26 protein-coding genes are annotated in these 26,356 nt (G+C 45.3%); 13 read left to right on the top strand and 13 right to left on the bottom strand.

Features of this window, described 5'->3' with window-relative positions; all coding sequences use genetic code 11:
• The first annotated feature begins 29 nt into the window (after positions 1 to 29).
• The 11 genes from HRU69_14480 to HRU69_14430 all read left to right on the top strand — a co-directional run bounded on the left by HRU69_14480 (position 30) and on the right by HRU69_14430 (position 11,402).
• Positions 30 to 1,079, top strand: coding sequence for a c-type cytochrome (locus HRU69_14480; GenBank protein ID QOI98613.1), 1,050 nt, complete (start codon positions 30 to 32; stop codon positions 1,077 to 1,079).
• Positions 1,076 to 2,506: an outer membrane porin, OprD family gene (locus HRU69_14475; protein QOI98612.1), complete on the top strand. Its 1,431-nt coding sequence runs from the start codon at positions 1,076 to 1,078 to the stop codon at positions 2,504 to 2,506. Before HRU69_14480 ends, HRU69_14475 begins: the two co-directional genes overlap by 4 nt.
• A gap of 17 nt (positions 2,507 to 2,523) precedes the next feature.
• Positions 2,524 to 2,931, top strand: coding sequence for a DsrE family protein (locus tag HRU69_14470; GenBank protein ID QOI98611.1), 408 nt, complete (start codon positions 2,524 to 2,526; stop codon positions 2,929 to 2,931).
• Between the two features lie 77 nt (positions 2,932 to 3,008).
• On the top strand, positions 3,009 to 4,820 hold the full coding sequence (locus tag HRU69_14465) for a 5'-nucleotidase C-terminal domain-containing protein (protein QOI98610.1): 1,812 nt from the start codon (positions 3,009 to 3,011) through the stop codon (positions 4,818 to 4,820).
• Positions 4,821 to 5,087: 267 nt separating this feature from the next.
• Positions 5,088 to 6,491, top strand: coding sequence for an MBL fold metallo-hydrolase (locus tag HRU69_14460; GenBank protein QOI98609.1), 1,404 nt, complete (start codon positions 5,088 to 5,090; stop codon positions 6,489 to 6,491).
• A 28-nt stretch (positions 6,492 to 6,519) separates the two neighbouring features.
• Positions 6,520 to 6,846, top strand: coding sequence for a rhodanese-like domain-containing protein (locus HRU69_14455; GenBank protein QOI98608.1), 327 nt, complete (start codon positions 6,520 to 6,522; stop codon positions 6,844 to 6,846).
• Positions 6,847 to 7,021: 175 nt separating this feature from the next.
• Complete coding sequence (gap, locus tag HRU69_14450; protein QOI98607.1) at positions 7,022 to 8,020, top strand: type I glyceraldehyde-3-phosphate dehydrogenase; 999 nt, start codon at positions 7,022 to 7,024, stop codon at positions 8,018 to 8,020.
• A 119-nt stretch (positions 8,021 to 8,139) separates the two neighbouring features.
• Positions 8,140 to 9,324: a DnaJ domain-containing protein gene (locus tag HRU69_14445; protein QOI98606.1), complete on the top strand. Its 1,185-nt coding sequence runs from the start codon at positions 8,140 to 8,142 to the stop codon at positions 9,322 to 9,324.
• A 34-nt stretch (positions 9,325 to 9,358) separates the two neighbouring features.
• The gene (locus tag HRU69_14440; protein QOI98605.1) at positions 9,359 to 9,793 is read left to right on the top strand and encodes a hypothetical protein; all 435 of its coding nucleotides are present in this window, start codon (positions 9,359 to 9,361) and stop codon (positions 9,791 to 9,793) included.
• A 316-nt stretch (positions 9,794 to 10,109) separates the two neighbouring features.
• Positions 10,110 to 10,421 carry a hypothetical protein gene (locus HRU69_14435; GenBank protein ID QOI98604.1) on the top strand — a complete coding sequence of 104 codons (312 nt, stop codon included), beginning with the start codon at positions 10,110 to 10,112 and terminating at the stop codon, positions 10,419 to 10,421.
• 168 nt (positions 10,422 to 10,589) lie between these two features.
• The gene (locus tag HRU69_14430) at positions 10,590 to 11,402 is read left to right on the top strand and encodes an OmpA family protein (GenBank protein QOI98603.1); all 813 of its coding nucleotides are present in this window, start codon (positions 10,590 to 10,592) and stop codon (positions 11,400 to 11,402) included.
• 8 nt (positions 11,403 to 11,410) lie between these two features.
• On the opposite strand, the gene HRU69_14425 is transcribed toward HRU69_14430, so the two are convergent.
• Positions 11,411 to 12,091: an SDR family NAD(P)-dependent oxidoreductase gene (locus tag HRU69_14425; protein ID QOI98602.1), complete on the bottom strand. Its 681-nt coding sequence runs from the start codon at positions 12,089 to 12,091 to the stop codon at positions 11,411 to 11,413.
• Positions 12,092 to 12,093: 2 nt separating this feature from the next.
• On the bottom strand, positions 12,094 to 13,008 hold the full coding sequence (locus HRU69_14420; GenBank protein QOI98601.1) for a hypothetical protein: 915 nt from the start codon (positions 13,006 to 13,008) through the stop codon (positions 12,094 to 12,096).
• 150 nt (positions 13,009 to 13,158) lie between these two features.
• Between HRU69_14420 and HRU69_14415 the strand changes: the two genes are divergently transcribed.
• Positions 13,159 to 15,069: a sulfatase-like hydrolase/transferase gene (locus HRU69_14415; GenBank protein QOI98943.1), complete on the top strand. Its 1,911-nt coding sequence runs from the start codon at positions 13,159 to 13,161 to the stop codon at positions 15,067 to 15,069.
• A 5-nt stretch (positions 15,070 to 15,074) separates the two neighbouring features.
• Here the strand turns inward: HRU69_14415 and HRU69_14410 are convergent, their stop codons facing one another.
• From HRU69_14410 to HRU69_14375, 8 genes are read right to left on the bottom strand one after another with little or no spacing between them, the layout of a single operon-like run.
• Positions 15,075 to 15,782 carry a hypothetical protein gene (locus HRU69_14410; GenBank protein QOI98600.1) on the bottom strand — a complete coding sequence of 236 codons (708 nt, stop codon included), beginning with the start codon at positions 15,780 to 15,782 and terminating at the stop codon, positions 15,075 to 15,077.
• A gap of 20 nt (positions 15,783 to 15,802) precedes the next feature.
• The gene (locus HRU69_14405; protein ID QOI98599.1) at positions 15,803 to 16,510 is read right to left on the bottom strand and encodes a YebC/PmpR family DNA-binding transcriptional regulator; all 708 of its coding nucleotides are present in this window, start codon (positions 16,508 to 16,510) and stop codon (positions 15,803 to 15,805) included.
• 59 nt (positions 16,511 to 16,569) lie between these two features.
• Positions 16,570 to 17,664 (bottom strand): AMP-binding protein, encoded by a 1,095-nt coding sequence (locus HRU69_14400; protein QOI98598.1) that lies wholly within the window; start codon positions 17,662 to 17,664, stop codon positions 16,570 to 16,572.
• Between the two features lie 12 nt (positions 17,665 to 17,676).
• Entirely contained in the window at positions 17,677 to 18,045 is a 369-nt protein-coding gene (locus tag HRU69_14395) for a hypothetical protein (protein ID QOI98597.1), read from the bottom strand.
• A 19-nt stretch (positions 18,046 to 18,064) separates the two neighbouring features.
• Positions 18,065 to 18,889 carry a 1,4-dihydroxy-2-naphthoyl-CoA synthase gene (gene menB, locus HRU69_14390; protein QOI98596.1) on the bottom strand — a complete coding sequence of 275 codons (825 nt, stop codon included), beginning with the start codon at positions 18,887 to 18,889 and terminating at the stop codon, positions 18,065 to 18,067.
• Positions 18,879 to 20,576 (bottom strand): 2-succinyl-5-enolpyruvyl-6-hydroxy-3-cyclohexene-1-carboxylic-acid synthase, encoded by a 1,698-nt coding sequence (gene menD / locus HRU69_14385; GenBank protein ID QOI98595.1) that lies wholly within the window; start codon positions 20,574 to 20,576, stop codon positions 18,879 to 18,881. Before menD ends, menB begins: the two co-directional genes overlap by 11 nt.
• 5 nt (positions 20,577 to 20,581) lie before the next feature.
• Positions 20,582 to 21,775 (bottom strand): chorismate-binding protein, encoded by a 1,194-nt coding sequence (locus HRU69_14380; protein QOI98594.1) that lies wholly within the window; start codon positions 21,773 to 21,775, stop codon positions 20,582 to 20,584.
• On the bottom strand, positions 21,772 to 22,200 hold the full coding sequence (locus tag HRU69_14375) for a PaaI family thioesterase (GenBank protein QOI98593.1): 429 nt from the start codon (positions 22,198 to 22,200) through the stop codon (positions 21,772 to 21,774). Before HRU69_14375 ends, HRU69_14380 begins: the two co-directional genes overlap by 4 nt.
• An 80-nt stretch (positions 22,201 to 22,280) precedes the next feature.
• Between HRU69_14375 and HRU69_14370 the strand changes: the two genes are divergently transcribed.
• Positions 22,281 to 22,922, top strand: coding sequence for a histidine phosphatase family protein (locus HRU69_14370; protein ID QOI98592.1), 642 nt, complete (start codon positions 22,281 to 22,283; stop codon positions 22,920 to 22,922).
• Here the strand turns inward: HRU69_14370 and HRU69_14365 are convergent, their stop codons facing one another.
• The 3 genes from HRU69_14365 to HRU69_14355 are packed head-to-tail and all read right to left on the bottom strand — an operon-like array spanning position 22,923 to position 26,310.
• Entirely contained in the window at positions 22,923 to 24,497 is a 1,575-nt protein-coding gene (locus tag HRU69_14365) for a tetratricopeptide repeat protein (GenBank protein QOI98591.1), read from the bottom strand.
• A complete protein-coding gene (locus tag HRU69_14360; protein QOI98590.1) occupies positions 24,406 to 25,212 on the bottom strand; it encodes a hypothetical protein in 807 nt (268 codons plus the stop codon). Before HRU69_14360 ends, HRU69_14365 begins: the two co-directional genes overlap by 92 nt.
• Entirely contained in the window at positions 25,213 to 26,310 is a 1,098-nt protein-coding gene (locus tag HRU69_14355) for a Nif3-like dinuclear metal center hexameric protein (GenBank protein ID QOI98589.1), read from the bottom strand.
• Positions 26,311 to 26,356 lie beyond the last annotated feature (46 nt).

Genomic DNA, 26,356 nt, shown 5'->3' with positions numbered 1-26,356 from the left:
GCACGCGCAGCACTAACCTTTTTCTATGTATGGAAGAAGAGCTTATCCATCATCGCTTTTTAAAAATAGTACAAGCCCTTGTTGCATTGGTGGTATTACTGGTGGCTGCAATAACCGGTATAATCGGTGTAATAGTGATTGGTCCCACCAAATTGATGGCATTTCTGGCGCCCTCCAAAATGACTGAAACCGTGGTTGAACCGGTTGCGGGTGTGTGGATGCCACCGGCAGAGAATACCATACCAGCGGGTGAAGCAGGTGAAAAAATAAAGTATGGTCGAGAACTGATAAGCCGTACGGCCGAATATCTCGGTCCCAACGGTTCAGTAATGGCTGTAAGCAATGGCATGAATTGCCAGAATTGCCATTTAGATGCCGGCACCAGGCCTTTTGGCAATAACTACAGTGCGGTGGCTTCCACCTATCCGAAATTCCGGGCGCGTTCGGGCACTGAAGAAACCATTGAGAAGCGCGTAAATGATTGCTTCGAACGTAGTTTGAATGGTCAACCACTGGCTGATGATTCACGCGAAATGCAGGCAATTGTTGCCTACATCAAATGGCTGGGTAAAGATGTACCAAAAGGAGAAAGTCCGAAGGGCTCAGGCTTGGTTGAGTTATCATTTTTGGAAACCCCGGCCGATCCTGTTAAAGGAAAAATTCTTTACGATGAAAAGTGTACAGTGTGTCATGGAAAAAATGGTGGGGGTATAAGGAACACGGAGGCCAAGTCGTGGACGTATCCTCCGCTGTGGGGCGAGCATAGTTACAACAATGGGGCCGGTTTGTACCGGCTATCGCGATTTGCCGGTTACATAAAAGCAAATATGCCGCTGGGGGCAACTTATGAAGAACCACAACTAACCGATGAAGAGGCGTGGCATATTGCGGCATATGTAAACTCCATGCCCCGGCCTAAAAAAGATATCACTCACGACTGGCCCGATATATCAACGAAACCCGTTGACCACCCATTCGGGCCTTTCGCGGATGGATTTAATGAACAGCAACACAAATTCGGCCCCTTTAAACCGATAATGGAGAAAAGAAAAGAACAGAGTAAGGGAAAGGCAAAATGAAGAGGATTTTAATTTATTGGTTTTCAGTTACAGCCATAGTGGGCAGTATAAAAGCCCAACACCAGGATCCAAGTTGGTCAGTTAGGCGTGCTATTATTAATCAGCAATGCATACAGGCTGACAGTTTATGCAATGTGCTTCATAAAATGGGTACATTCGAAGGCCACCTGCGTACTTTCTTTATGGGTACAGTTAACCATGAGGACTATCCTGATTATTATGCCTTGGCGATGGGTGGGGGACTGGCTTACTTCTCTCCGGTTATAAAAAACTTTCAGGTGGGCATGTCGGGGTTTATTATCTACAATATGGCATCTTCTCACCTGGGGCCACAACCACCATATACTAACCGATATGAACTGGGCTTATTTGATATCAACAATCCGGATAACCACGATGATTTGGATCGGCTGGAAGACCTTTACCTGAGGTATTACATCTCGCAAGAGAATCACTCGTATTTTCAGGTAGGGAAATTTCATTTAAAAACCCCGCTCATCAACCTGCAAGATGGCCGCATGCGGCCTAATCTTCAGCAAGGAATATGGGGTGAATGGAATGAGTTTAAAAAGATAAAACTAAGCGGAGGCTGGTTGTGGAGAACATCACCGCGTAGTACAATACGGTGGTTTGACATTGGCGAATCGTTGGGCGTATATCCGGGCGGAAGAGCTACCAACGGATTAAAGTCTGCCTATGCCGGTAATGTAAAATCCGATGGTATTGCCATCGCCAATGTTACACTTCTGCCTGTAAAAGGACTGGAAGTTCAAGCCTGGAACTACCGGGTAACAAACGTATTCAATACCTCTCTGTTAAAGGCTGAATACAAAACAAGGAAAAACAACAAGCAGTGGTTTGTGGGTATGCAATACCTTACGCAGCACTCGCTGTATTCCGATACAGTGGCACTTGAAAAGCAATACACACCAGCCGATGAAAAAGCGCATGCGTTAAGTGCCCGGGTAGGCACTACCCAAGTAACACGTGGCGATAGTTGGGATTTGAACTACACACGCATTACGGCTCATGGCCGCTTTCTCTTCCCGCGCGAGTGGGGAGTTGAACCCTTTTATACCTTTATGTTTCGTGAACGGGTAGAGGGTGCTGGCGATGTGCATGCTATTATGCTGCAGAATCAACGCCCACTTGGTAAAGGAAAAAACCTTTCGCTGCAAACGCAGGGTGGCGTGTATTGGATGCCCTCGGTATCAAACGCAGTTTTGAACAAATACACAATGCCAGGTTTTTATCACATCAATGTGAGGGCGCGGTACAAATTTAAGGGGTTTATGCACGGCTTACAGGGTGATATCATGTATTCGTACAAAGGTAATCTGGATCGAAATGTAGAAGTAAGCCCGGCTACTTATCATAACAAAGTTGATGCCCACCTGCTTTCTGTTGTGCTGGATTATTATTTTTAAAGTTAAAAAATAACATTATGAAATACCTGGCATTGTTACTTGTGTTAACCGGTTTATCAGGTGCTGCTTCAGGTCAAGCAAATCCACAGGTGTTGTTACACCTGCAAACCGGTGACACCCTGGTTTACAAAGCACTTGTTAATCAGATTGTAAACCTTAAAAAAGAAATTCCACAGGCTGCAGTAAAAATAGTATGCCATGGTCCGGGAATGGGTTTTCTGTTAAAAAGTCAATCAGAATATGCGGAAAGAATTCACCATGCACGGCTTAGAGAAGTAGCTTTTATAGGCTGTGAGTTTACCATGAAGCAACGACAAATAAAACCCGAACAATTGGTGCCGTATGCCACTACGGTACCGTATGGGTTGGTTGAAATTGTAAAGTTGCAACAGGCCGGCTGGCTTTACATTAAAACAGGCTTTTAATGGGTTTTTCTGGCAACTACAAGTTGGCAGCTGGCGAAATCATTCGGTAATAAACAAATTATCTCAAAGTAAATACTATGGAGCACACCAACACATCTGCCTGCTTGTGCCATAATTGCCAGCAAAACCTTGTTACTGACAATGAAATAAAGTACAATATTGAACTTTCAGAAAACAGCCGCAGAGAATTTTTGCGCAAAGCAGGTAGTTTAGGATTGGCCCTTGGCGTGGGTGGCGGTTTGGTTACACCTGTTTCTGCATCAGCACTTTATGAAAGTGACGCCAGCCGTAGAAGTAAAGAGATGGCTTCTAACAAAGCGGTTATGCAGGGCAAAGCCCAACGTATAACGCTGCTTCATACAGCTGATATACATGCGCAGCTTTTAACCCACGATGAATTTTTTATTGAGCATGATAAGGTGGTTTATAAAAAGCGTGGAGGCTTTGCCACGTTAAAGTCGATGGTTAATTCACTGCGGGCAGAGAATCCAAAAAATACCTTGTTGATTGACGGGGGCGATTGCTTTCAGGGCGGAGGCGTAGCAGCATTGAGCGAAGGCAGAGCGATTATCCCACTCATGAACAACATCGGGTACGACCTGATGCTGCCGGGCAACTGGGAAGTAGTGTATGGCAAGGAGATGATGATGAAAGATATGTTCGGGTACAATTGCCCGAAAGTATGTGCCAACATGTTTCATCAAACCAACGACAGCCTGAATGGCGACCTGATCTTTCCACCTTACTACGTAAAACGATTTGGCGAGATTAAAATTGGCTTTATCGGCTACAACGACCCACTCACGCCCAAGAGGCAATCGCCTGCCTACAGCGAAGGCATCCAGTTTACAAACCCTGAGAAAAATGTGGCGAAATACATCAAGCTGCTTCGCGAGTACGAAGGTTGCCACATTGTAATACTCCTCACACACATGGGCCTTGCCCAGCAAATTGGTTTGGCTAACATGCCCTTTGTGAAAGGGGTTGATTACATTCTGGGTGCCGATACTCATGAACGGGTTCGCGAACCTATTCATGCAGTGCACGCAAAAGTAACCGAGCCGGGTGCTTTCGGGTCGTTTGTAGCCAAGCTTGATTTTGTGGTGGAAGACGGGCAGATTAAAGACCAGTCGTATCAGTTACTCGATGTCGATCCGGATCGATACAAAGAAGATGAAGAAATGAAGTTGCTTGTAGAGAAAGCGCGTGAGCCCTACAAAAAAGAGTTGGATAGGGTAATCGGTAAGACCAAGACTCCGTTGGTTCGTTACTACGTAATTGAAACACCGATGGATAATTTTATTACCGATGCCATTATGTGGAAATTTAAACCCGATATAGCGCTCAGCAATGGCTTCCGGTTTTGCCCGCCATTAGTACCTGATTCTAAAACAGGTGTTGCCGATATTACCATGGACTACCTGTGGAGCATGCTGCCGGTTGACAGCGAAGCCAAGCGAGGAAACATTACCGGCAAACAACTGTGGGACTGGATGGAAAAAGAACTTCAAAATGCGTTTGCCAAAGATCCGGCCAAACGTTTTGGCGGGTGGGTGGTACGCTTCAAAGGCATGGAAGTAAACTTTACCATTGCCAACGATGCCGGTAAGCGTGTAAACTGGATAAAAGTAAAAGGCAAACCCTTGGAGTTGGACCGTGTGTATAGTTTTGTTGCCTGCGAACGCGAGGGCGACCCTGATACCACAATATGCCGTGTAGACAATGTAGCGGAACCAAAGCGATTAGGTGTTACACTTCACAGTGTTATCCAGGAATACCTGGCCAAGCACTCGCCCATCGAACCGAAATTAGAAGGCCGGGCAACAGCTACCGATGCACCTAATACATTGCTTACTCAACTCATGGGCTTTGGGTATGAGTTCAGGTAAATTAATTTTATTTTCAAGAAACGGATTAATAAAGGTGAAATAAGTCCTTAAGCATACCGTTGTTGTTTGCCGTTCTCATGTTAAAAGTATTTAAACAATTGCCTTAGATAGATACCCGTTATTTTGGTACGCTTACAGATTTTTAGTGAACAAAAACCAAAATAGCGGATGTTGCGGGTATAAATCCGTGGTTCTTGGTGACTGGAATCACGTAACTTTTTCTGCAGCTTATCTAACTTTGTAACTTCATAACCAAAAATAACAACTATGTATTTCCAACACGTTTACGACAAATCACTTGCACAGGCAAGCTACTTTATCGGTTGTCAGAAGGCCGGTGTAGCCATGGTTATCGATCCCAAGCGGGATGTGGATACGTACCTGGAAATTGCCAGGCAGAACAATATGAAAATTACGCACATAGCCGAAACGCACATTCATGCTGATTTTCTGTCAGGTTCGCGAGAATTGGCTGCCCTTACCGGAGCGAAAATGTACCTGTCGGACGAAGGCGGTGACGGCTGGCAGTATGAGTTTCCCCACGAAGGATTAAAGGATGGTGATGTGATAATGGTAGGCAACCTGAAAATAGAAGTGCTGCACACACCGGGTCATACTCCTGAAAGCATCAGTTTTTTACTGACCGATACACCGGCCAGCGACAAGCCTGTGATGTTATTTACCGGTGACTTTGTGTTTGTAGGCGATATTGGCCGGCCTGATTTGCTTGAAGAGGCTGCCGGTTTGGTAGGAACCAAAGATGTTGGCGCTAAACAAATGTATAAATCGGTTGAACGTTTCCGCGAGTTGGCAGATTACATTCAGGTGTGGCCCGGCCATGGCGCAGGCTCTGCCTGTGGTAAAGCGTTGGGCGCGGTACCCAGCACAACAGTAGGTTATGAGAAAGTGCGTAACTGGGCTCTTCAGTACAAAAATGATGAGCAGGGATTTGTTAAGTATTTACTGGAAGACCAGCCTGAGCCGCCTAAGTACTTCGCCATGATGAAGAAATTGAACAAGGTGAATCGCCCGCTCCTTACAGAAGTTCCAAAACTTAAGAAACTATCGAAAGATGAACTTCTGGCGGCAATGGCAAAAGGTATTAAAGTAATAGATACCCGCCTGAAGCAGGAATTTGCAGCAGGGTTTATTCCGGGTTCGATAAACATTCAGGGAAATAACGCCTTCGCTACCTGGATGGGCTGGTTTTTATCGTACGAAGAGCCGTTTATCCTGGTTGCTGATGAGAGCAAGCACGATGACCTCGTTCGTAAGTTAATGCGGATAGGCATGGATAACATCTATGGATACATCCCCGATGTTTCAACCTGGGCCGGCAATGGAAATGTACTTGAAAAAGCAAAGGTTATTTCATTAGATGAATTCAAAGAGATAGTAAAGACCAACCACACCCAGGTAGTTGACCTGCGCGGAGCCAGCGAATACAAATCGGGTCACATTAAAGGAACCGACAATGTATTCATTGGCACACTTGAGAAAAATCTAAGTAAAATAAAAAGGGATCAGCAGGTAGTTATCCATTGTCAGTCCGGTGATCGCTCCTCCATCGGGTATTCCCTTCTGGCAAAGCACGGCTACACGAACGTAAAAAATTATGCGGGCGGAATTAGTGAATGGATAAATGAAGGAAATCCGGTTGTAACCGGATAAAAAAGTAAAATTTTAAACCAATCAACATATGTTCAATCTGTTTTCAATAGGTTCAAAAACGTACGAAGACTTATCGGGTAAGGAGTTTAAGGAACGATATCAGGCTACAGCCGGAGCTGAGCTGATAGATGTCCGGACTGCCGGTGAGTTTAATGCCGGTACAATTAAAGGTGCCAAAAACATAGACTTTTTGTCGTCATCATTTAAAAGCCAATTTTTAAAACTCAATAAGGAAAAGGAGTATTTCTTGTTTTGCCGCAGCGGCAGCCGCAGCGGCCAGGCGTGCGCCATTCTTTCGAAAGAAGGATACAAGGTCTATAACCTGGCCGGAGGAATTGCTGATTGGCCGCGCTAATCTTTTAAGTGCTTTTAGGTGTTGGGCAGGCAGCTACGCCTGCCCTTTTTTGTTGCTGAATGAAAGTACGGTGGTTATTGATTACAAGCATTTTTAAAGATGCCCAACTGTTGGTTTTCAGATGTCATTCTTTAATTTTGCCTGCTTCAAGTACAATTAAAATCATTTAACTACAATGACAAAAATCGGTATTAACGGTTTCGGCCGAATCGGCCGCATGGCTTTCCGGGCTGCCATTAACCGCCCAGGTCTTGATGTGGTTGGTATTAACGACCTGCTTGATCCCAATTACATGGCCTACATGTTAAAGTACGATTCGACCCATGGACCCTTTGAAGGCACTGTTGAGGTTGTTAACGGCAACCTGGTAGTTAATGGTAAGAAAATACGAGTTACTGCCGAAAAAGATCCGGCAAATCTGAAATGGTCCGATGTTGGCGCTGAGATAGTTGTTGAATCAACCGGGTTATTTCTTACGCAGGCAGATGCTCAAAAACACCTTGCAGCGGGTGCTAAAAAAGTTGTAATGTCGGCCCCGGCCAAAGATGACACCCCAACATTTGTGATGGGTGTTAACCATAAAAAACTTACCCCCCAGCACACCATCGTTTCTAATGCCTCGTGCACAACCAATTGCATTGCCCCGGTAGCCAAAGTGCTGAACGATAAGTTTGGGATTGTTGAGGGATTGATGAGCACCGTACATGCCGTAACAGCAACACAAAAAACAGTTGACAGCCCTTCAGCCAAGGATTGGCGCGGGGGCCGGGGCGCTTACCAAAATATAATTCCCTCATCAACCGGAGCCGCTAAAGCAGTAGCATTGGTTATTCCAGAACTGAAAGGAAAACTAACCGGCATGTCGTTCCGTGTACCGGTGGCCAATGTTTCGGTAGTGGATTTTACAGTAAGGCTGAATAAGCCTGCAACTTATGATCAGATTAAGGAAGCCATGAAAGAAGCAGCCAACGGAGAGCTAAAAGGTATTTTGGGTTATACCGAAGACGATGTGGTGTCGCAGGATTTTATTGGCGATAAGCGCACCTCGATTTTTGATGCCAAGGCTGGCATTTCGCTAAACGACCATTTTGTGAAGGTGGTGGCCTGGTACGATAACGAGTGGGGTTACTCCAATAAGCTTATTGATTTGGTGGAAGTACTGGCAAAAGTTTAATTCACCACCTCAGATTTTTAAAAAAATAGGGGCTAGCGCCCCTATTTTTATTTAAAAAAACCGGTGTCGATAAGGCGCAAAAATCGCTGTATCTTCGTTATATAACTGGGTTGCTGCTTATGGCCGATTTCTACACACTTTTAGAGATTCCGCGAAATGCCGACTCTACGCAAATACGGGCGGCCTATAAGCGATTAGCATTCCACTATCACCCTGATTTGAATCCGGGAAATGCCCGTGCCGAAGAACTTTTTAAACAAATAAACGAGGCCTATCATACCCTATCCGATCCGATTAAAAAGTCAAGGTATGATGCCCGCCTCAATTCATACCAGGGCTATACTGATTATTCCGAAACACAATGGCGCGCTTACCGTCATCAGCAATACCAGCGATGGAGGCAGGCGCACGAAAAGCGGTACACCTTTGACAAAGAGTATTTTAAAATTCAGGGCCTTGCTTTTCTTACATTTCTGATTATTGCTGGGTTCTGTTATGGCCTCATTCATACCGTAAATTACTTCTATGCACTGAAGCAACAGGAAGAGGCCCGGCAAAACACCCTGCTGGTTAACCAGGTAAATGCTTTATTCACTTCCGGCCGTGAAGACGATGCCTTTTCAATGGTTAGCACCTTGATGAAGCAATATCCCTTTGAATATCGTTTTGTTATTGCCTATGATAGTTTGCTGGATGAGTTACGGAAAAAAGCTGATAAAGAATTTGATGAGAGTAACCTGGGCACTTCATTAAATCACTTGAAGGTTATCAAGAAATATGAAATGCCTACCCGGTTTGAAACATTACGCAGAATTGCCATTTGCCAATACAACCTGGCGCAGTACGACAGCGCCCTGCTTACGTTAAAAGAACTGCATCATGTACAACCCTGGAATTTCGAACTGGTTTATCAAATCGGTCTCATTAACCTGGTTAATACAAACAATGCAGCCGAAGCCCTTGATTATTTTACATTGGGTAAACGAATGTTTAAGGAAAGCCTTTCAAGAAAATACGGGCAGGCATTTGAAATAGTAATGAATCCGGCCGATGCTCCGGATAGTTACTATGATTTATTCGAAGCGCGGGCTAAGGCCAACCTGATACTGGCCAATTACGAAGAGGCTATTACTGATTGTAACTGGGCTGTATTCCTGCGCCCAAAGAAAGCTGAAGGGTACAAATTACGGGCACTTTCAAAAGCCGGAGCCGGCCAGTATCGCACCCTTTGTAGTGATTTACAAGTAGCCAGAAAGTTGGGCGCCCAGGGCATTAATGAACTACAGCGGCAATATTGCCGCTAATCTATTTTTTCCGAAATTCGACACAAAAGCCACCATGTTACCCGCACTCACAGCCGATCAATTAAGTTCGTTGAAAAATACATACCTCAACATCCTGGCGTTGTTTCTGGATAAACCGCTGATCGAAAGCCGCTACCTGCGGTGCCTGCTTAAATGGGGTTTTCAGTTACAGGTTGGGCCTGTTGATCTGTCAAAAAATACTGACTTGTCCAACATTCGTTTTTCATTACCCAATGATAAAGTAACCCGGCTTGAAGCAATTTACCATTTGGTGTACATGATTTACCTCGATAAGGTAGTTGAAGACATTGAACTTGAAGTGGCTACCATTTATGCCGACAAACTTGGCTTTAAACCTGCCGTGGTAAGTGAATTATTCAAGTCAATTGCCACGGTGGCCAGTGATACCAACAAGCCCTGGAATGTGCGTGAGGAAGTGCTCGAATTCCTTAAGGTTCATAACTTATAAGGGCTCTTTGCCATGTAAGTTTCAGGCGCATCTGTAACACATTTCTGTGATTTTCAGAAGGTAAACCCGAAGTGAATCAACAACCCTGATTCTGAGATACTTTGGCTCAGTAATATGTGATTTTATACCAAAACAGCCGAATTTGGGTGTGCCTCCAACTGAATAAATCAACTGAAACCGGCTGATTTTACCGGTGAATTGAGTACGCAGGGGACTTGCATCAATTAACTACAGATGTAGGGTTTAAGGCAGTTTAGACGGATAGGTTGCAGATCAATACCCCACTTTTGTACTGTATTCCTTTACCCGTATGGAGATGATGAATGTGGAATTTAAGGAAATAGCCAACGCCCGAATTTCAACCCGTATCAAGCAGGTGGTCATTCTGGTCATTGTTATTTTGCTGGGTATTATGCTGTCGAGTGTGGCCAATGCACAGGAGCCAAAGCATAAAGTTATCAAGTCGAAAACCGGTTGCCAGCAACTTGCACGAAAGCGAAATGAAACGGACAACATCAGGGTGTCGGTAAAAAAAGTAAAGTACAAGCCGATGGCCGAAATGGATGCACCTGCTGCGTACCGGATGTCAGCGCGTAAGGAAAAGGATGAAAAGTCATTAAAGCGTTAATATTTTTTGGGTTGTTTGATAAACGGCTGTCCTGAACATTAGGATGGCCGTTTTTATTTGCGGTTAATTTAAACACGCCACACTTTTTACAGATGTAGGATTTGACGCAAAGATCAAAAGTCAGATCCATTTCATTGCACCACCTTGCCATGAAAAGCAAAGATCCTTATGAAAGCAGTTTATTTTGTTCCAATCGGGCAGGTTAGTCATTTTCTTTCCGTGGTAATATTGATACTCGGCAGCGTTTGTTTTGTTGAGACAAATGGCCAGCATGCATTTCATCGAAATAAGGCCCGATACTATAAAGAGCGTTACCGGGCGCAAGTAAATTATTATGCCGATGCCTGTGATATTTTGGAAAAGAAGCGCTATGCAAAACCGAAAAATCAGCCGGTACAGGCAAGCCGACAGCCCGTAAAGCATAAGCCAATGGCTGAAATTGACCCACCGGGATACGCACGTACTTATAACAAATCAGAAGTAAAGACCAAGAGCGTGGAGGTTCAACAGGATACTGATTTGCTTACCCAGTTGGAACAGGAAAATACTGAAGATCGTGTTTTAGCCGAAAACCAGTTACCCGTACCTACCTCTTCAAAACATGCTGAGATACGAAAAAACGTTATGGAGAATTTGAAAAACAAAAAGGAGGGTGAAGCCATTGAGTTGAAACCGTTGTATTTCAATTTTAACCAGGATGAACTCTCGATGGTAGACACGGAGCCTTTTTTGTATGCCGTTGAGTACGCTTTGCAGGGCAGGCATATTCTTATTGAGGGACATACCGATAGTCAGGGAGCTGATTCCTATAATGTTCAGTTGTCTATAAAGCGCGTTCAGAAAATCAGGAAGTTGATGCACGATATGGGCGTTCCGGATGAACAGATTTCTGTAGTGGGTTATGGCGAAGAACAGGCCTCCGGCACCACCGCCAAGGAGGATAATCAAAAGCACCGGAGGGTTGATTTTAAAGTCTTTTAAAGAAGTGATTAGTAGAGTTTAATAATGGTATCTGTTACCATTACTTGCTCATCACACAGCCTGAGCATTACTTCAGCCATTTTTTCCGGTTTAATCCACAGGCTATAATCAGCATGTGGCATGGCCTGCCGGTTATCGGGGGTATCAATAATCGAGGGAACCAGGCAATACCCGGCAACACCAGAATTTTTTCCTTCTGCAGATATCAATTCAGTTAGCTTAATTAGTTGAGCTTTTGATAATGCGTAAGCGACTGAATAACCGGCCGCATCCATCTCGATAGCAGGTTTTGCTCCGATTAAAATTATCCGGCCGGAGTTGCCCCTTTTCATGTGAAGAAAAACAGGACGAGCAACATTCCAGGCAGTTTCAACATTCAGGGTAAACATGTGTCTCAGGTCGGCAACTGTGGTATCGGCTAAAGTATTTCCTTTGTAACCGCCAGCAAGCAACAAGGCTGCATGAATTTGCCGGAATTCAGAAAGGATAACCCGTATCCAATCGGCAACTGCCTCTTCGTCCGTTAGGTCGATGGCATATACATATAAATCGTTGTGAACAAGACCGGGCATCGATTTACCAGGCGAAACAGTAGCAATTACCCGCCAGCCCTTATTCAAAAAGTAAGTTACGGTAGCCTTACCCAGATTGCCTCCGGCACCGGTTATTAATACAGTTTTCTTTGTCATTACTAATTCTTAGGCAGTTTGGAGTTACGCGGGCCCGGCCAGGGGTACTTGGTTGTTCGTCTGGGTTTGCGCTCTTTTCTTTTGTTAACAATGGCTCGCTTTTCTTTCGGATCGATTTCATTTATGCGCGAAGCGCCAATGGTAAACAAAACCAGTAAGTCTCTTCGTGAACCGGGTAAATCATAAATAGCTTCATAATTATTTACCCTGCCAAGGTAAACTGAGTTACGCGGTTCCAGTATACCGTAACTTCCCCGCAGATCCATCGACAAGCGCAGGGTTTCGGTAACATCCCAGTCGGTACGAAAGCCAATGGCTCCGTAGGCCTGAAAGCGGTTGTAATCAGATACCTGAAGTAATTGTTGATTGCTTATTACCGGGCTGATAATTTCTGTGGATCCGGGAAATGTAGGTATGTAATCCGGTGGCAGGTTTGGAATAACCGAGGGTTGAAATTTCAAAACTGCACCTGAATGCGTTATTGTTTCCTGTCCGCGTAGCATAAAGGCTGCACTAACAGAAGCAACAAAACTCACTTTAAAAAAGCCCAGGTCAATCATATGCAATTTAAAACCGAATGGAGCGTGTATGTAGGTAAGATCTATTTTTCGCTCGCCCACTTCTCCACCGGCTACATTTACTACGTTGAAGTACTGCCCTGTATTAAAAACGGCCGGGTCAAACGTAAATCCATAGCCCTGGTAATCGATGCCGTAATGGAAGCCAAAGGGAGCAAAGCGCACTCTGTATTTTTCGCGGTAACGCGGATCTTTTTGAAGGCCTTCATCCCATGTATAGGGTACAGTTAAACCGGTAAAAAAACCAATAGAATGGACCTCCTGTGCATGCATGTATTCTGCTCTGAAACAAATCAGGGCTAACGTAAGCAGAACAACAGGTTTGGGTTTAAGGGTCATTAAAAAAAGATACTTTAAATAGCAAAATAATAATTAATATTTAACCCCTATAATCAACTGATTATTAAGGCGTTAACCTAGTGAGTGAAATTCTTTAATTTTTCCGTAATTCGCTGCGCCATGATAAGCCGGATTACTTTTTGGAAGGGCATGACCCTGCGGGGTAACATTTACCTGGTACTGGTGCAACGCTTACTCCTTGCTATGCTGCTCTATACGATATGCCGCATAGGATTTTACTTATTTAACTACGCGTATTTCCCTGACATTACACTAACCGGTTTTTTAAAGATCTTATACGGAGGCCTGATGTTCGATTTAACTGCGGTGCTGTATGTAAATGCCTTGTTTATTGTGTTGATGATTTTACCCATTGACCTGCGGTTTACCACGGGTTATCAGCGGGTGGTGAAAGTCATTTTTTTCTTTTTTAATGGTATCGCTATCGCAACCAATGTAGCCGACTTTATTTATTATCGATTCACGCTGCGAAGAACCACTGCTGATATTTTCAGTCAGTTTGAGAATGAACAAAATCTGGGTGCACTGAGCATACGTTTTTTGTTTGATTACTGGTATGCGGTACTCTTTTGGATAGCCTTGGTGTGGCTGATGGTAGCTTTTTACCAACGCACACGGGTTACCGGGCCCATGATAAAAAACCGGCTGGCATATTATGGCTTTGGTGTGCTGAGCCTGCCAATTATAATTTACCTTTTTATTGGTGGTGTTCGGGGTGGCTTCCGGCACAGCACGCGACCGATAACCCTGAGCAATGCCGGTGAGTTTGTTCAGCAGGCCAATGAGGTGAGTATTGTGCTTAATACCCCTTTCGCGATTTTTCGTACCCTGGGTAAAACCAAGATTCGAAAGGTTAACTATTTCGATGAGCAGGAAGTGGAGGCAATATACAGCCCGGTGCATAGGCCGGCTGATACCACCAAATTTAAATCGTTCAATGTGGTAATAATTATACTGGAAAGCTTCTCTAAGGAATTTATTGGTTCGCTAAATGCTGAAAAACCCGGTTATACGGGTTATACTCCATTTCTTGACTCGTTGCTGCAACACAGCAGAACATTTGCGTATTCCTTTGCTAATGGCCGGAAGTCTATTGACGGACTGCCCTCCATTATAGCCGGAATACCATCTGTGGATATTCCTTATGTGCTCACTCCCTTTTCAAATAATAAAATTCGTGCCTTGGGCACCTTGCTTAAAGAAAAGGGGTACCATACTTCGTTTTTTCATGGCGCCCCTAATGGCTCAATGGGCTTTAATTCATTTATGAACCTGGCCGGCTTTGATCACTATTACGGAATGAGCGAATACGGCAACGATGCTGATTTTGACAGCATGTGGGGTATTTGGGATCATCGGTTTATGCCGTTCTATGCTGAAAAACTTAATTCTTTTCCCCAGCCTTTTATTTCAACATTTTTTTCGGTCAGTTCGCATCATCCGTTTAAAATACCTGTTGAGTTTGAAGGAGAATTTAAAGGCGGTGCACAACCCATTTTAAAATGTATTCAATATACCGATTATGCCCTGCGTAATTTTTTCCAAACGGTAAGAAGGATGCCCTGGTATGAAAATACCCTGTTTGTAATTACGGCCGACCACTGTTCATCGGATATTATTTTTCCGGAATCGCGTACTATTTGGGGATTGCACAGTGTACCGGTAATTTTCTTTAGGCCGGATAATTCACTTACCGGGGTTGAAAACAGCCTGGTGCAACACATTGATATAATGCCAACGGTATTGGGGTACCTGGGTTATGAAAAGCCGTATGTAGCATTTGGTAGGGATGTATTTTCACAATCAGAACCTTTTGCTTTCGTTTATCGTGATACGTACAATCTTTTTTCAGAAAATTACCTGCTCTGTTTCGATGGTGAGAAAACTACGGCATTGTATGATTTCAAAGCCGATAAAATGTTGTCGGCCGATTTGAAGGAACAACAACCCTTAATCGTTTCGCAGATGGAGGTAAAACTTAAAGGGATAATTCAGCAATATAAGAACAGGATGGTGGATAACCGGTTAACAGTCCAATAGTAATCTTAAAATATCAGTATACCCAACTGTACCATAATCATGTTGGTTTTTGTGGTACCTTCTTCGAAGGTTACAAAACCATTTTCTACCCTAACCGAACCGCGCTTAACATAGGAAGTAGGATCGCCCCAGAGGTACATAACCCGAAGGGTAAATGAAGCACGTGTTTTGTCTTCACTTTCCATCGGTTGGCGGTTGTAAAAGCCCAGGCCTACTCCATGGCCCAAGCCATTATCATTGGTGGTGTTGATTACAACCGGTTGGTTATCATCAAGGATGATATGGCTTACATTCTTATCTACTTTTGTGCGTGTGTTAAAAATTTTTAAACCCAGGGTGCCGTCAATAAACGGTACAAAGCCTGATTGTTTTGTTGATAGAAATAACCGTGTTATCCCATTGATGGCGTAGTAATTAAAGGTGGTTTTAAACGGTGGCGCATCATTAGTGGCTTCAATCTTGTCGCGGCCGAAGGTCATGTATGAAAAATCAGCGCCCAGGAAAAGGGGCGAGTAGCCCTTTTTGCCTTTCGGGTTAAGAAGAACGTTTGCTCCAAAACCCACTGCGGTACCGCCAATGGAATTATCGACAGCCCGCTTGAATTCTTTATCGGGTATGCCCGCATTAACCTGCAGCGATACCTGGGTGGATTCTTGTGCCAATGCTGACAACCCAAGCAGCATTAAAAGGTAGGGTAGGAGATGGTTTGACATATCCGCTATTTATGCAAGGGCTATGCCAGATTGTGGTGTACTTTCTGTACATCGTCATCACCTTCCAGGGCTTCTACGCACTTCAATACGTCATCCACCTGGTCTTCGGGCAATTCTTTGGTGGTGGTTGGTATGTATTGCAGCTCAGCACTTTTCGGTTCAAGGTTCCGTGATTCCAGAAATTTCTGCATCTGTCCGAACTCGGTAAATTTTGTATAGATGGTAATTTCTTCCTCGGCCCGTTCAATGTCATCGGCACCTGCGTCAATCAAGTCTAATTCCAGTTCATCCAGGTTAAGTTTGCCGGCATCAAATTTAAAAACCCCTTTGCGTTCAAACAGAAAAGCTACTGACCCGGAGTTACCCATGTTGCCACCGTTTTTCGAAAAGTGGAGCCTGATGTTGGCAACAGTGCGTGTTGGGTTATCGGTTGCACACTCCACCAAAATAGGTACACCGTGCGGACCATATCCTTCGTAGGTTATCTCCTGGTAATCTTTTTCCTCTTTTGAACTGGCCCGTTTAATGGCTGCTTCTACTTTATCCTTGGGCATGTTTACACCTTTGGCGTTTTGAATGGCCATCCTGAGTTTTGGATTATACTCGGGGTTTGGCCCGCCTTGTTTTACCGCTATGGCAATGTCTTTGCCAATACGGGTAAAGGCTTTCGCCATGCGGTCGAACCGCGCGAACATTTTGTGCTTTCGTTTTTCAAATATCCGGCCCATGATAACTAAAATTCAGCAAGGCAAAATTAGCAGAGAAACAACAGCCGGCAAGGCTGCGGTTACCGTATGCCTTTCAAAATTTCGGGTCTGTTTAATTTACCGGAGGCTGTATAAAAAAACTGAGTCAGGTATCGGATTTGACGCGGTGCTTCGTGCCGCTTTAATTGTTGCTTTAAGTCCTCTATAAGTTCGGCTTCGGCTTCCGGCCCAAGCGGCTCGCCCTCCATAATCAGTACGGGCTGTTCTCCCAGTTTTTCATGGGGCAGGCTGCCGATAAGAAAGGGGCGATCGATGCCCTTTGCTTGTAAAATTGCTTCTGCTTGTTGCTCCAGTTCTTCGGGATTGATTTTGATGCCTCCACTGTTGATAACATGGTCCCACCGTCCGCGAATGCGAAAGGAAGTTTTCGATACCAGTTCGGCCACATCGTTTGTTTTAACAGGCGCATCAGCACCAGGCAAATGAATTACCAGGCAACCCCGCTCATCGGTACTCACTGAAATTTGCGGCAGTGTGGTAAAAAACTTTTCTTGTGCAGCGGGTCCGTTAAGTTTTTGAAGGGCTATGTTTGAAACAGTTTCCGTCATCCCATAAGTGGCATAAACCGGGCATTGCAGCGAGCTTATTTTTTTAGCGAGTGTTTCGCTTACCGGAGCACCACCGAGCAGTACAGCCTTCATCCGGTTTAGTTGATTAATCCGTTGCGGAATGGCCAGCATATTTTGAAGTTGAACGGGGACAAATGCAGCAAACCCATGTTCAAAATCATCGGATAGGTTTTGGAGTGGATCGGAGGAGGGTTCTGCCAGGTATATTTTTAAATTGAATGCCAGCGCACGAACAAGCATCATTTTGCCGGCAATGTAATCCGGATGAAGGCAAACCAGGGCCGGGTCGCCCTCGGCAATTCCTACCGCTTTCAGCGTACGACCAGCACTGGCAATCATTTGATTTCGGGTGATTGTGATCTCTTTAGGTGCCCCGGTGGATCCGCTGGTTCTTTGCGTAAACGTAGTTGTGCCTTTTAACCACAGCCTGATAAAATCAAATACGGCCGATTCAAACGCGGTACGGCCGCTTTCTTTTCCGGAAAGGATGTCGTTAACGGCTACTACGCTTTGGTTACTGTGAATGGAATCAAACAGGTAGCTCAAGTGAACGGATCGCTATAGTTCGGCAAGATCGTTTTCAAAGCGACCCAGGATCATGGCTTCTTTAGCGGAAAATCCGCAACAGGAGTCGGCTACACGCCTTACCACCCGCTTGGCTGTTTCTTTCAGTTCCGGTGTAAGATGAGATTTATATCTCTTAAAATCGTTCATTGCATCTTTATATGCTTCTTCCGGTGAAGGTTTCGTTACTTCATCCAGTAATTCGAACCGGCTTTGGGCAACCCAGGAGTCGTACTCAAGTTCTTCTTTGATGATATTGGTAAACGCCATGCGCTCAGCTGGGCTAAGGCCTTTATCGGCCTTGGCAATTACGTAAGCAACTTCGGCAATTGAGCGGAATATCTCCCGTTTCTGAATGTCCATAAGCCGGTTAAGGATTTGATTACGGGAATTTAGGAAATTTCGACCAGTCTGGATCGCGTTTCTCCATAAAGGCATTTTTTCCCTCCTTCGCTTCATCACTTAAATAATACAATAACGTAGCATTGCCGGCCAGTTCCTGGATGCCGGCCTGGCCATCCAATTCGGCATTGAAGGAGGCTTTGAGCATTCGTATAGCCAACGGACTTTTGGCAATTATTTTTTTTGCCCACTGTATATAGGTTTCTTCCAGTTTATCGAGCGGAACAACTTTGTTGACAAGGCCCATTTCCAATGCTTCCTGTGCATTGTACTGATCGCAGAGGTACCAGATTTCACGTGCTTTTTTCTGTCCTACGATGCGTGCCAGGTAAGACGCGCCAAAACCACCATCAAAACTGCCTACCTTGGGGCCAGTTTGTCCGAAGCGGGCGTTCTCAGCGGCAATGGTTAAGTCGCACACCACATGCAACACATGTCCTCCGCCAATAGCCCAGCCTGCTACGGCTGCAATAACCGGTTTGGGTATGGAGCGAATAAGTTTTTGTAAGTCGAGCACATTGAGCCGGGGTACGGCATCCTGGCCAACATAACCGCCATGGCCGCGTACACTCTGGTCGCCACCGCTGCAAAAGGCCTGGCCGCCCTCTCCGGTAAGTATCACCACGCGGATGTCGGCATCTTCTCGGCAGATACCCATGGCATCAATCATTTCCAGTACGGTAAGCGGAGTAAAGGCGTTATGCACAGCCGGCCGGTTTATACTGATGCGGGCGATGCCATCCAGTTTATGAAACAGAATTTCTTTGTATTCTTTTACTGGTTTCCAGGGATAGTTAAGTTTCATGGCGTTGTGATAAAATTTGTTTGAAATTTTCAAAAACCTGTTTATTTAAATCTATGCGGCTTTCCAGTTCAAGTAGTTTTGTTTTTGAATCGGGCATAAAAAAATCTTCAAGCAAAGTTCGTAAACTTTCGGCCGATTTAACCGGCAAATAGTCAAACCCGAATTCGGCACAAATGTTTTTTGCGGTAAGCGGCTGCCGGGTAACAAAATATTCATCCGCTTCGGGCAGATCGGCAGGTCCATCAATGAGTTTAAAGATAATACCGCCATGGTTGTTCAGCAGCACAACCCGCAGGTTAGCCATGGGATAGCTGTGCCAGAAGGCATTGCGATCGTAAAAGAAAGCCAGGTCTCCGGTAATTAACACTTGCAGTGCATCGGATGAAAGGCAATGCCCCACTGCGGTACTGGTGCAACCGTCAATGCCGCTGGTGCCCCGGTTGCTGTACACAGTAACTTGTTGGTGTGGTTGAAGTCCGATCAATTCGGCATACCGAACGCTCATGCTGTTGGCCAGGTGGAGGTTACACCCTGCAGGTAGTTTTGCAAGTACACGGCTAACCAGGTCGAGTTCACTTATCCGCAACTGTGAAAAATAGTGTTTATGAAGTTGAGCGATCCGATTCTCCTCTGCTTTCCAGTCTTCAGCATACGGTATGGATAGTGTAAGCCTGATGCTGTTCAGAAAGTCAAAAAAGTCGGTCGGGTCAGCAACAATAGTCTTTCTCAGGTTTTGAAACGGATCCGTAGCCGTGGTGTAAGGCTGAATATGCCAATGTTCAAGATCGGGGAATTTTCGTAAAAAGAGTTTCAGGTTTTTGCTGATGACGGATTTGCCAAAGCTAATCAACAGGTCGGGCTTTAGTTTGATTTCTGTTTCAGCAGGTATTTTACCCAGAAATGAATCGGCATAACGAATACCTTTTTTAAGGTTGTGCAGGTTTGAAAGAACACCGGTTATTACAGGCAGGTTTGCTGCTGTGGTTTGTAACACATCGGTTAATGCAGGATTTCCATCGTGCTGTCCGGCTACTACAAGAATTTTACGCTTCCCTTCAAGTGCTGCTGTCAGTTTTTCTTTTAACGATTCAGCGAGGAAAACCGGGCTGTCTTCGTCAATAATGCGAATATCTTTACTGTACGAAAATGTTTCCCCGTGTTCCGGATAAAACGGTTCCCGAAACGGTGCATTTACATGTACGGGGCCTTTTGGTTGCGCGTTGGCCAGGTTAATGGCTTGGTTAATTATCCGGTTAATGTGCCAGCAGTCATCCGGGTGATCGTAATTCTGTGGAAGCGTGTAAGAATTTTTTACATGCTTTCCATAGAGGTTGTGCTGATAAATGGTCTGACCGTCATGCTGTGCAATCCATTCGGTCGGCCGGTCGGCCGTGATCACGACCAGCGGAGTTTCTGAGAAAAAAGCTTCGGCTACAGCCGGTGCATAGTTGTAGCCTGCCGTACCTGAGGTGCTTACCAATACAACTGCCTGTTTTGTTTGCCGGGCGATACCCAGCGCAACAAACCCTGCACTCCGCTCATCGCTGAAGGTGCGGCATCGAATTTTTGGATGCCGTGTAAATGCAAGCGTTAACGGTGCACACCGGGAACCGGGACAGAGCACGACCTGTATAATGCCTTTACGGGCACAGATTTCGGCTATATCGTAAATAGGCTGATTGCTCACCGATTTTATAATACTACAGTTAATAAACTATTTAGTTTCATTTCAGTTTCTTCCCACTCTTTCTGAGGTACTGAGTCGATTGTTACACCGCAGCCGGCATAACAAACCAGACTTTGGGCGGTTACCTGCATACACCGTAGATTAACGTAAACCCGTATAGCGTTATCAATGTTTACCGGGCCGAGAAAGCCCGCGTAAAATTGCCGGGTATAGCCTTCATGATTTTTTAAAAACTGAAGTGCGGGTTCCATCGGCATGCCGCAAATGGCCGAGGTGGGGTGAAGCAGGTTCAGCATAACGGATGCTAATTGCGGAAAGTTGGTTGCCTTCAGGTCAACGGCAAAATCGGTTTTCAGGTGCAGCAGGTTTCCGGCCACTACGGTTTTGGGTCCGTGTTCTTCAAATTCGCGCAGCCGTATTTTTTTAAAACAGTTAATGATGTACCGGCTTACCAGGGCCTGTTCTTCAATTTCTTTTTGTGTCCACGCCACCTCCTTCAGGTTGGCACCGGGTGTATAGGGTTGTGTTCCGGCTAACGCCACCGTGCGGAATATCGAATGGTCTTCAACCTGCACCAGAATTTCGGGCGATGCGCCAAGCCAGGTGCCCACTTCGGGTATGCTTACCAGTGAAACCAGCGCGTGGGGATGTGCTGCGCATAGTTTTTGAAAAGCCATAATCGGGTTAAACTCCGATGGCAATGGAATAGCTTTATACCGGGAAGGAACAATTTTTTCAACACTGCCTGTGGCGATGTACTGCACGCACTCGGCAACCAGCTTTTTAAAATCAGGCTGTTGTTGCCGGAACAAGGGCGCCTCTGATGCGGGCCGGTAAAACGAAACGGGTTCTGCCGGTTCCGCCTGATTCTTCAGCCACTCTGCCGAAGTAACCGCTAACGGGTTTTCTTCATAGCTGATTTTTTCGTCCTTAAGCTTGAATAACAAATCGGCTTGCAGATAGTAACCAGGCTCCTGCCGATTAAACGGGCAAAACACAAATCCACCTTCAAGGTTTTCAAGTTGATCTCCGGCTGAAAAGGTACGCGCCCCATCGGCCAGCAGAACAGATTTTATTGTTGAACCGGGAAGTTTCCAGGCCGCCAGGGCGTATCCGCTGCACAGGCCGGCCTGTGTAATCCGATGGATGGCTTCATCGGTTAACGTGTGTGTATCAAAAAAGAATTCAGTTGATTTCATCCTTGCTTATCCAATACCGCCATGGTTATGCGGCTAATGCAAACTAATTCATGCTGATCATTGACGATGCGTATTTCCCACACCTGCGTTCGCCTTCCAACATGGATGGGTTTTGCCGTGCCGGTCACATAACCTGTACGCACACTTTTGATGTGATTTGCATTTATCTCCAGCCCTACGCAGTATTGTTTGGTAATATCGATGCAACAATGCGCAGCTACACTTCCCAGCGTTTCGGCCAGCGCTACCGATGCGCCCCCATGCAACAGGCCATAGGGTTGGTGAGTGCGTTTGTCAACCGGCATCCGTGCAGTAAGCTGATCGCTTCCGATTGCTACAAACTCAATGCCCAGATGCTCTGCCAAGGTATTGGCCGAGAGGCGGTTGAGCGATTCCTGCGTAATGCCTGGTTGAAAAAGTGACATATGCCGTAATGATTGTTCTTACCGGTATTTCCCTATTTTTGCGCCCGCCAGCAGCAAGCGGGGCAAAATAGCGCAAAAATTTGAGCACAAAAAAGATATACATCATCCGCCACGGGCAAACCGATTTTAACCTGAAAGGTATTGTGCAGGGTAGTGGAGTTGACAGCAGCCTGAACGATTTCGGTCGCCTTCAGGCAAAAGCGTTTTACCAGGCCTACGGCCACGTAGCGTTTGATAAAGTATATACCTCTGCCCTGAAGCGAAGCATTGAAACAGTCTCGGATTTTATTGCCTTCGGAACACCACACGAAATTTTGCCCGGCCTTAACGAGATTTCGTGGGGCAGAAAAGAGGGGCAACCCATTACACCCGAAGAGGATGCCTATTACCATTACGTTCTTAATGAATGGCGAAAGGGTAACACCGGCTTGCGCATTGAAGGTGGTGAAAGTCCTGAAGATGTTGTCAGGCGAATGGTACCCTCAGTCAAGACTTTCCTAAGCCGAATAGAAGAACGAACTATCCTGATTTGCATGCATGGAAGGGCCATGCGCATTCTGCTCTGTTACCTGCTTAACTACCCGTTGAAAAGCATGGATGTCTTCGAGCATGAAAACCTGTGTTTATACGTGCTAAACCACACCGGCACCATGGCTTCGGTAGAAACATACAATGATACCCATCACCTGGAAAGTTTATCTGTACCTGCTGTAAAAGTCTGATTACTTTTCAGTTTGTAGCTGACCTAATGCTGATCGGGCCTTGCTATCAATACTGTTTTTGTATTCATGCTTTTTATACTCAAGGGCTTTTCTAAAATACGATGCGGCCCGTTTGCTGTCGCCCTCAGCCATGTAAAGGTATCCTAACTGAAGGCAGGCATTTGGAGCAAAGTACCAGGGATTGGTTCCTGCCAGATTAATGGTTTGCAGATAAAATTTTTTACTATTCTCTGAGTCATCCAGCTTATGGTAAAGGCGGGCTTTGCGGTAGGTAAATTCTGTTCGATCTTTCAAGCCAGGCAGGTCTTCGTCTTTAACGGATTCAATAATTCGTGTGGCTGTTTCATAGTAACCGCCATCGGTGGCATATCGTATTTTGGTAAGTTTCGGGTTTGGTAATTCGTTTTCTGCCAGGCTTCTGGCTGCATAGCGATCGGCTTCGGCATACTCAAGTCCTGAGGTTCGTGCCCTACGGGCATATACTTCTGCATTGGATTTATCGCCCGGCAGCCAGTAGCATATGGCCATTTTGTAAAGCGCATCCTTTACAAAATTTTTACCGGAATAGGTTTGCAGAAAATTTTTATACGAGGCAATTGCCGTTGGATAATCTCCCTTGTGAAGATAAACTTCGCCCTTCAGGTAATCGGCATAGCTAATTGAGATCCCTTCTTGCTGTAACGACAAAGCGTCCAGATATGAAAGTGCCTTCTCACTTTCTGAATTTTTGATGGCAAGCACAGCGGCCAGGAACAAGCTTAATCTGGTATGGCGATCCATCGGCCATGCCGAAAGTTCCTGCAAGGCAAGTTGTGGTTGCTGAAGGATTAACCCCTGGGCGAGATATAAAATAAGCGATGCCTCCGTTGCCAGCGTAGGATTATCAGAAGCCTGAATTAACCGTAAATCTTCAAGGCCTTTATCAACTGAACCACGCATACCCAACACCGAGAGCACCCATTGATATTTGTCGGGAACTGAACCGAGCATGATGTTGAGTAAACCGTACGTTTTTTTTGCGGGTGTAAATACCGGAAAACGATTCAGGCACTCCTGTGCAAGGAGATAACTCTGCCGGATGTTCCAGGCAGCATCGAATTCGTGCTGGAATTTGAGGTAAACAAAAGCCCATTGCAGGCGAAGCTCCGCACTGATATACAACGCTTCGGGAGTTTTTGGCGTGATTTTACTTATAGATTGTAGTCTTTTTTCATAAGCGTTTTCATATTTATCAAATAACGATTCGTCTTCAGTTATCAGTAATTCCAGTATCTCGGTTAACGAAGTCAGGTAGAGCGCTTGCGGGTTATTGAGGTTTTGAAATTCCGTGCGCACTTCGGCCAGTTCCAGGTTAAGCGCCATGCGGAAGGCTTCCTGCTCGGCAGGTTTTGTAAGCCAGCCCTCAGGCTGAGCAGCCAGTTTAATGATGAATAAAAAAAGGCAGACGGTTAAGCCTGCCTTTCGTAGTTGTAATGTAATCAGTTTATCCAACGGCTTTTCGTCTGCGGGTTGTTGTGGCGGGCGCACCGGCTTTTTTTGGCTTATCGCTGTCGTCCAGCGAATCCATATCCACATCAGCTAAGATACGACCGGAATGTTCGTCAATCACGATTTTTTTCTTCTCCCGTATTTCTGCGATTTTTTGGGGCGGAATAACAATATTACACCCTTCGGCAGCACCGCGCACCACGCGAACTACGGCCAGCCCGTTAGACAGGCTGCTGCGCAGCCGGTCGTAATATTTCAGCAGGTTTTTGTCTTCAATTTTTTTAACAGCTTTTTCACGTTCGGCCAGCAGTTTCTTTTCCTCTTCCTCGCTCTCCTGCAGGATGCCGTCCAATTCCTGCTTTTTGTTGGCCAGGTGCTCGCTGCGTTCTTTAATCAAGGCTTCGGTTTTCTCTATTTCTTCTTTTTTGGCAGCTGTCAACTCTTTGCCTTCCTTTACTTTCTTTTCGCAAATCTGGATTTCCAATTCCTGCAGTTCAACTTCCTTGGTAATGGCATCGAACTCGCGGTTGTTGCGTACGTTCTTTTGCTGTTCGTTGTACTTTTTTATGAGCTTTTCGGCTTCTTTAATGCCTTCCTTGCTTTTTTTGATATTGTCCTCGATTTCTTTCAGTTCGGCCTGGTGGCGCTGCAGGCGGGTATTATACCCCTCGATTTCGTCTTCCAGGTCCTGCACCTCATCGGGCAGGTCGCCCCGCAGTTTTTTAAGTTCGTCAAGTTTGCTGTCAATGGTTTGCAGTTTTACAAGCGCTTCGAGTTTTTGTGCTACGGTCTGGGTTTCCATTCAGGTAATGTAACTTATTGGATTTGTGATAGTTCCGGAAAAATTGACTGCAAAAGTAGGAAATTTTTGGCTTAAAAGTGCTACCAACAACTCTTTGGTGAATACCTCGCTTTCGTAATGGCCGATATCAGCAACAATAATCCGGTTATCGGCATCAAAAAATTCATGGTACTTAAAGTCGGCCGAAATAAAAACCTGGGCCCCGGCCCGGATGGCCTGGGGTAAAAGAAAAACCCCGGAGCCCCCGCAAACAGCAATTTTTTTAACGGGGTTATTGATAATTGATGTATGACGGATAATAGGAAGGTTCATTGCATTTTTTAGCCTTTTCAGGAAGGCAATAGGCTCTTCGGCTTCAGCCAGCTCACCGATTATTCCGGAGCCGACCTCCTGGTTCAGGTTATTTAGCGGGGTAAGGTAGTAGGCTACTTCTTCATACGGATGGCTTTTTTTAAGCGCGGTTACTATCTCGCTTTCTTTATAGGCTGGAAATATCACTTCAGCTCTTGTTTCATTTACAACCTCTTGCGTATTGACCTTGCCGATATGCGGATTGGCTTCCTGGTTCGGCATGAATGTTCCTGTACCTTCGGTTTGAAAACTGCAGTTTTTGTAATTGCCAATCTGACCGGCACCTGCGCTATACAGCGCGGTAAGTACGGCTTCGGTATGGTGGTGTGGAATAAATGTTACCAGTTTAACCAGGGTGCCGGATTTCGGAGCGAGTATCTGCAGGTTTGTGAGGCCAATCTTTTCGGCAATTTTCCGGTTCACGCCTGTATGAACATTATCAAGGTTGGTGTGAATGGAATAGATAGCGATATTATGCTGTACTGCTTTGATGACGGTGCGCTCCACGTAATTGCTTCCGGTTAGCTTTTTCAGCCCTTTAAAGATAATTGGATGGTGGGCAACAACCAGGTTACAGTTGGTTTTGATCGCCTCGTCAACAACCGCCTCTAAACAATCTAATGTTACCAGAATGCCGGTTACGTCCTGTTCGGGCGAACCGGTTAACAGGCCGGAGTTATCATACGTTTCCTGATAAGCCAGTGGAGCTATTGACTCCAGGTAGCGGGTAACCTCTTTAACCTTCATAACTATGTGGTGGTTAATCGTATTTTTGCAAGGGTGTTTAAATGCG

The organism is Flammeovirgaceae bacterium, assembly GCA_015180985.1.
Lineage (GTDB): Bacteria > Bacteroidota > Bacteroidia > Cytophagales > Cyclobacteriaceae > UBA2336.
This window is presented reverse-complemented; position numbering and strand designations above follow the sequence as displayed.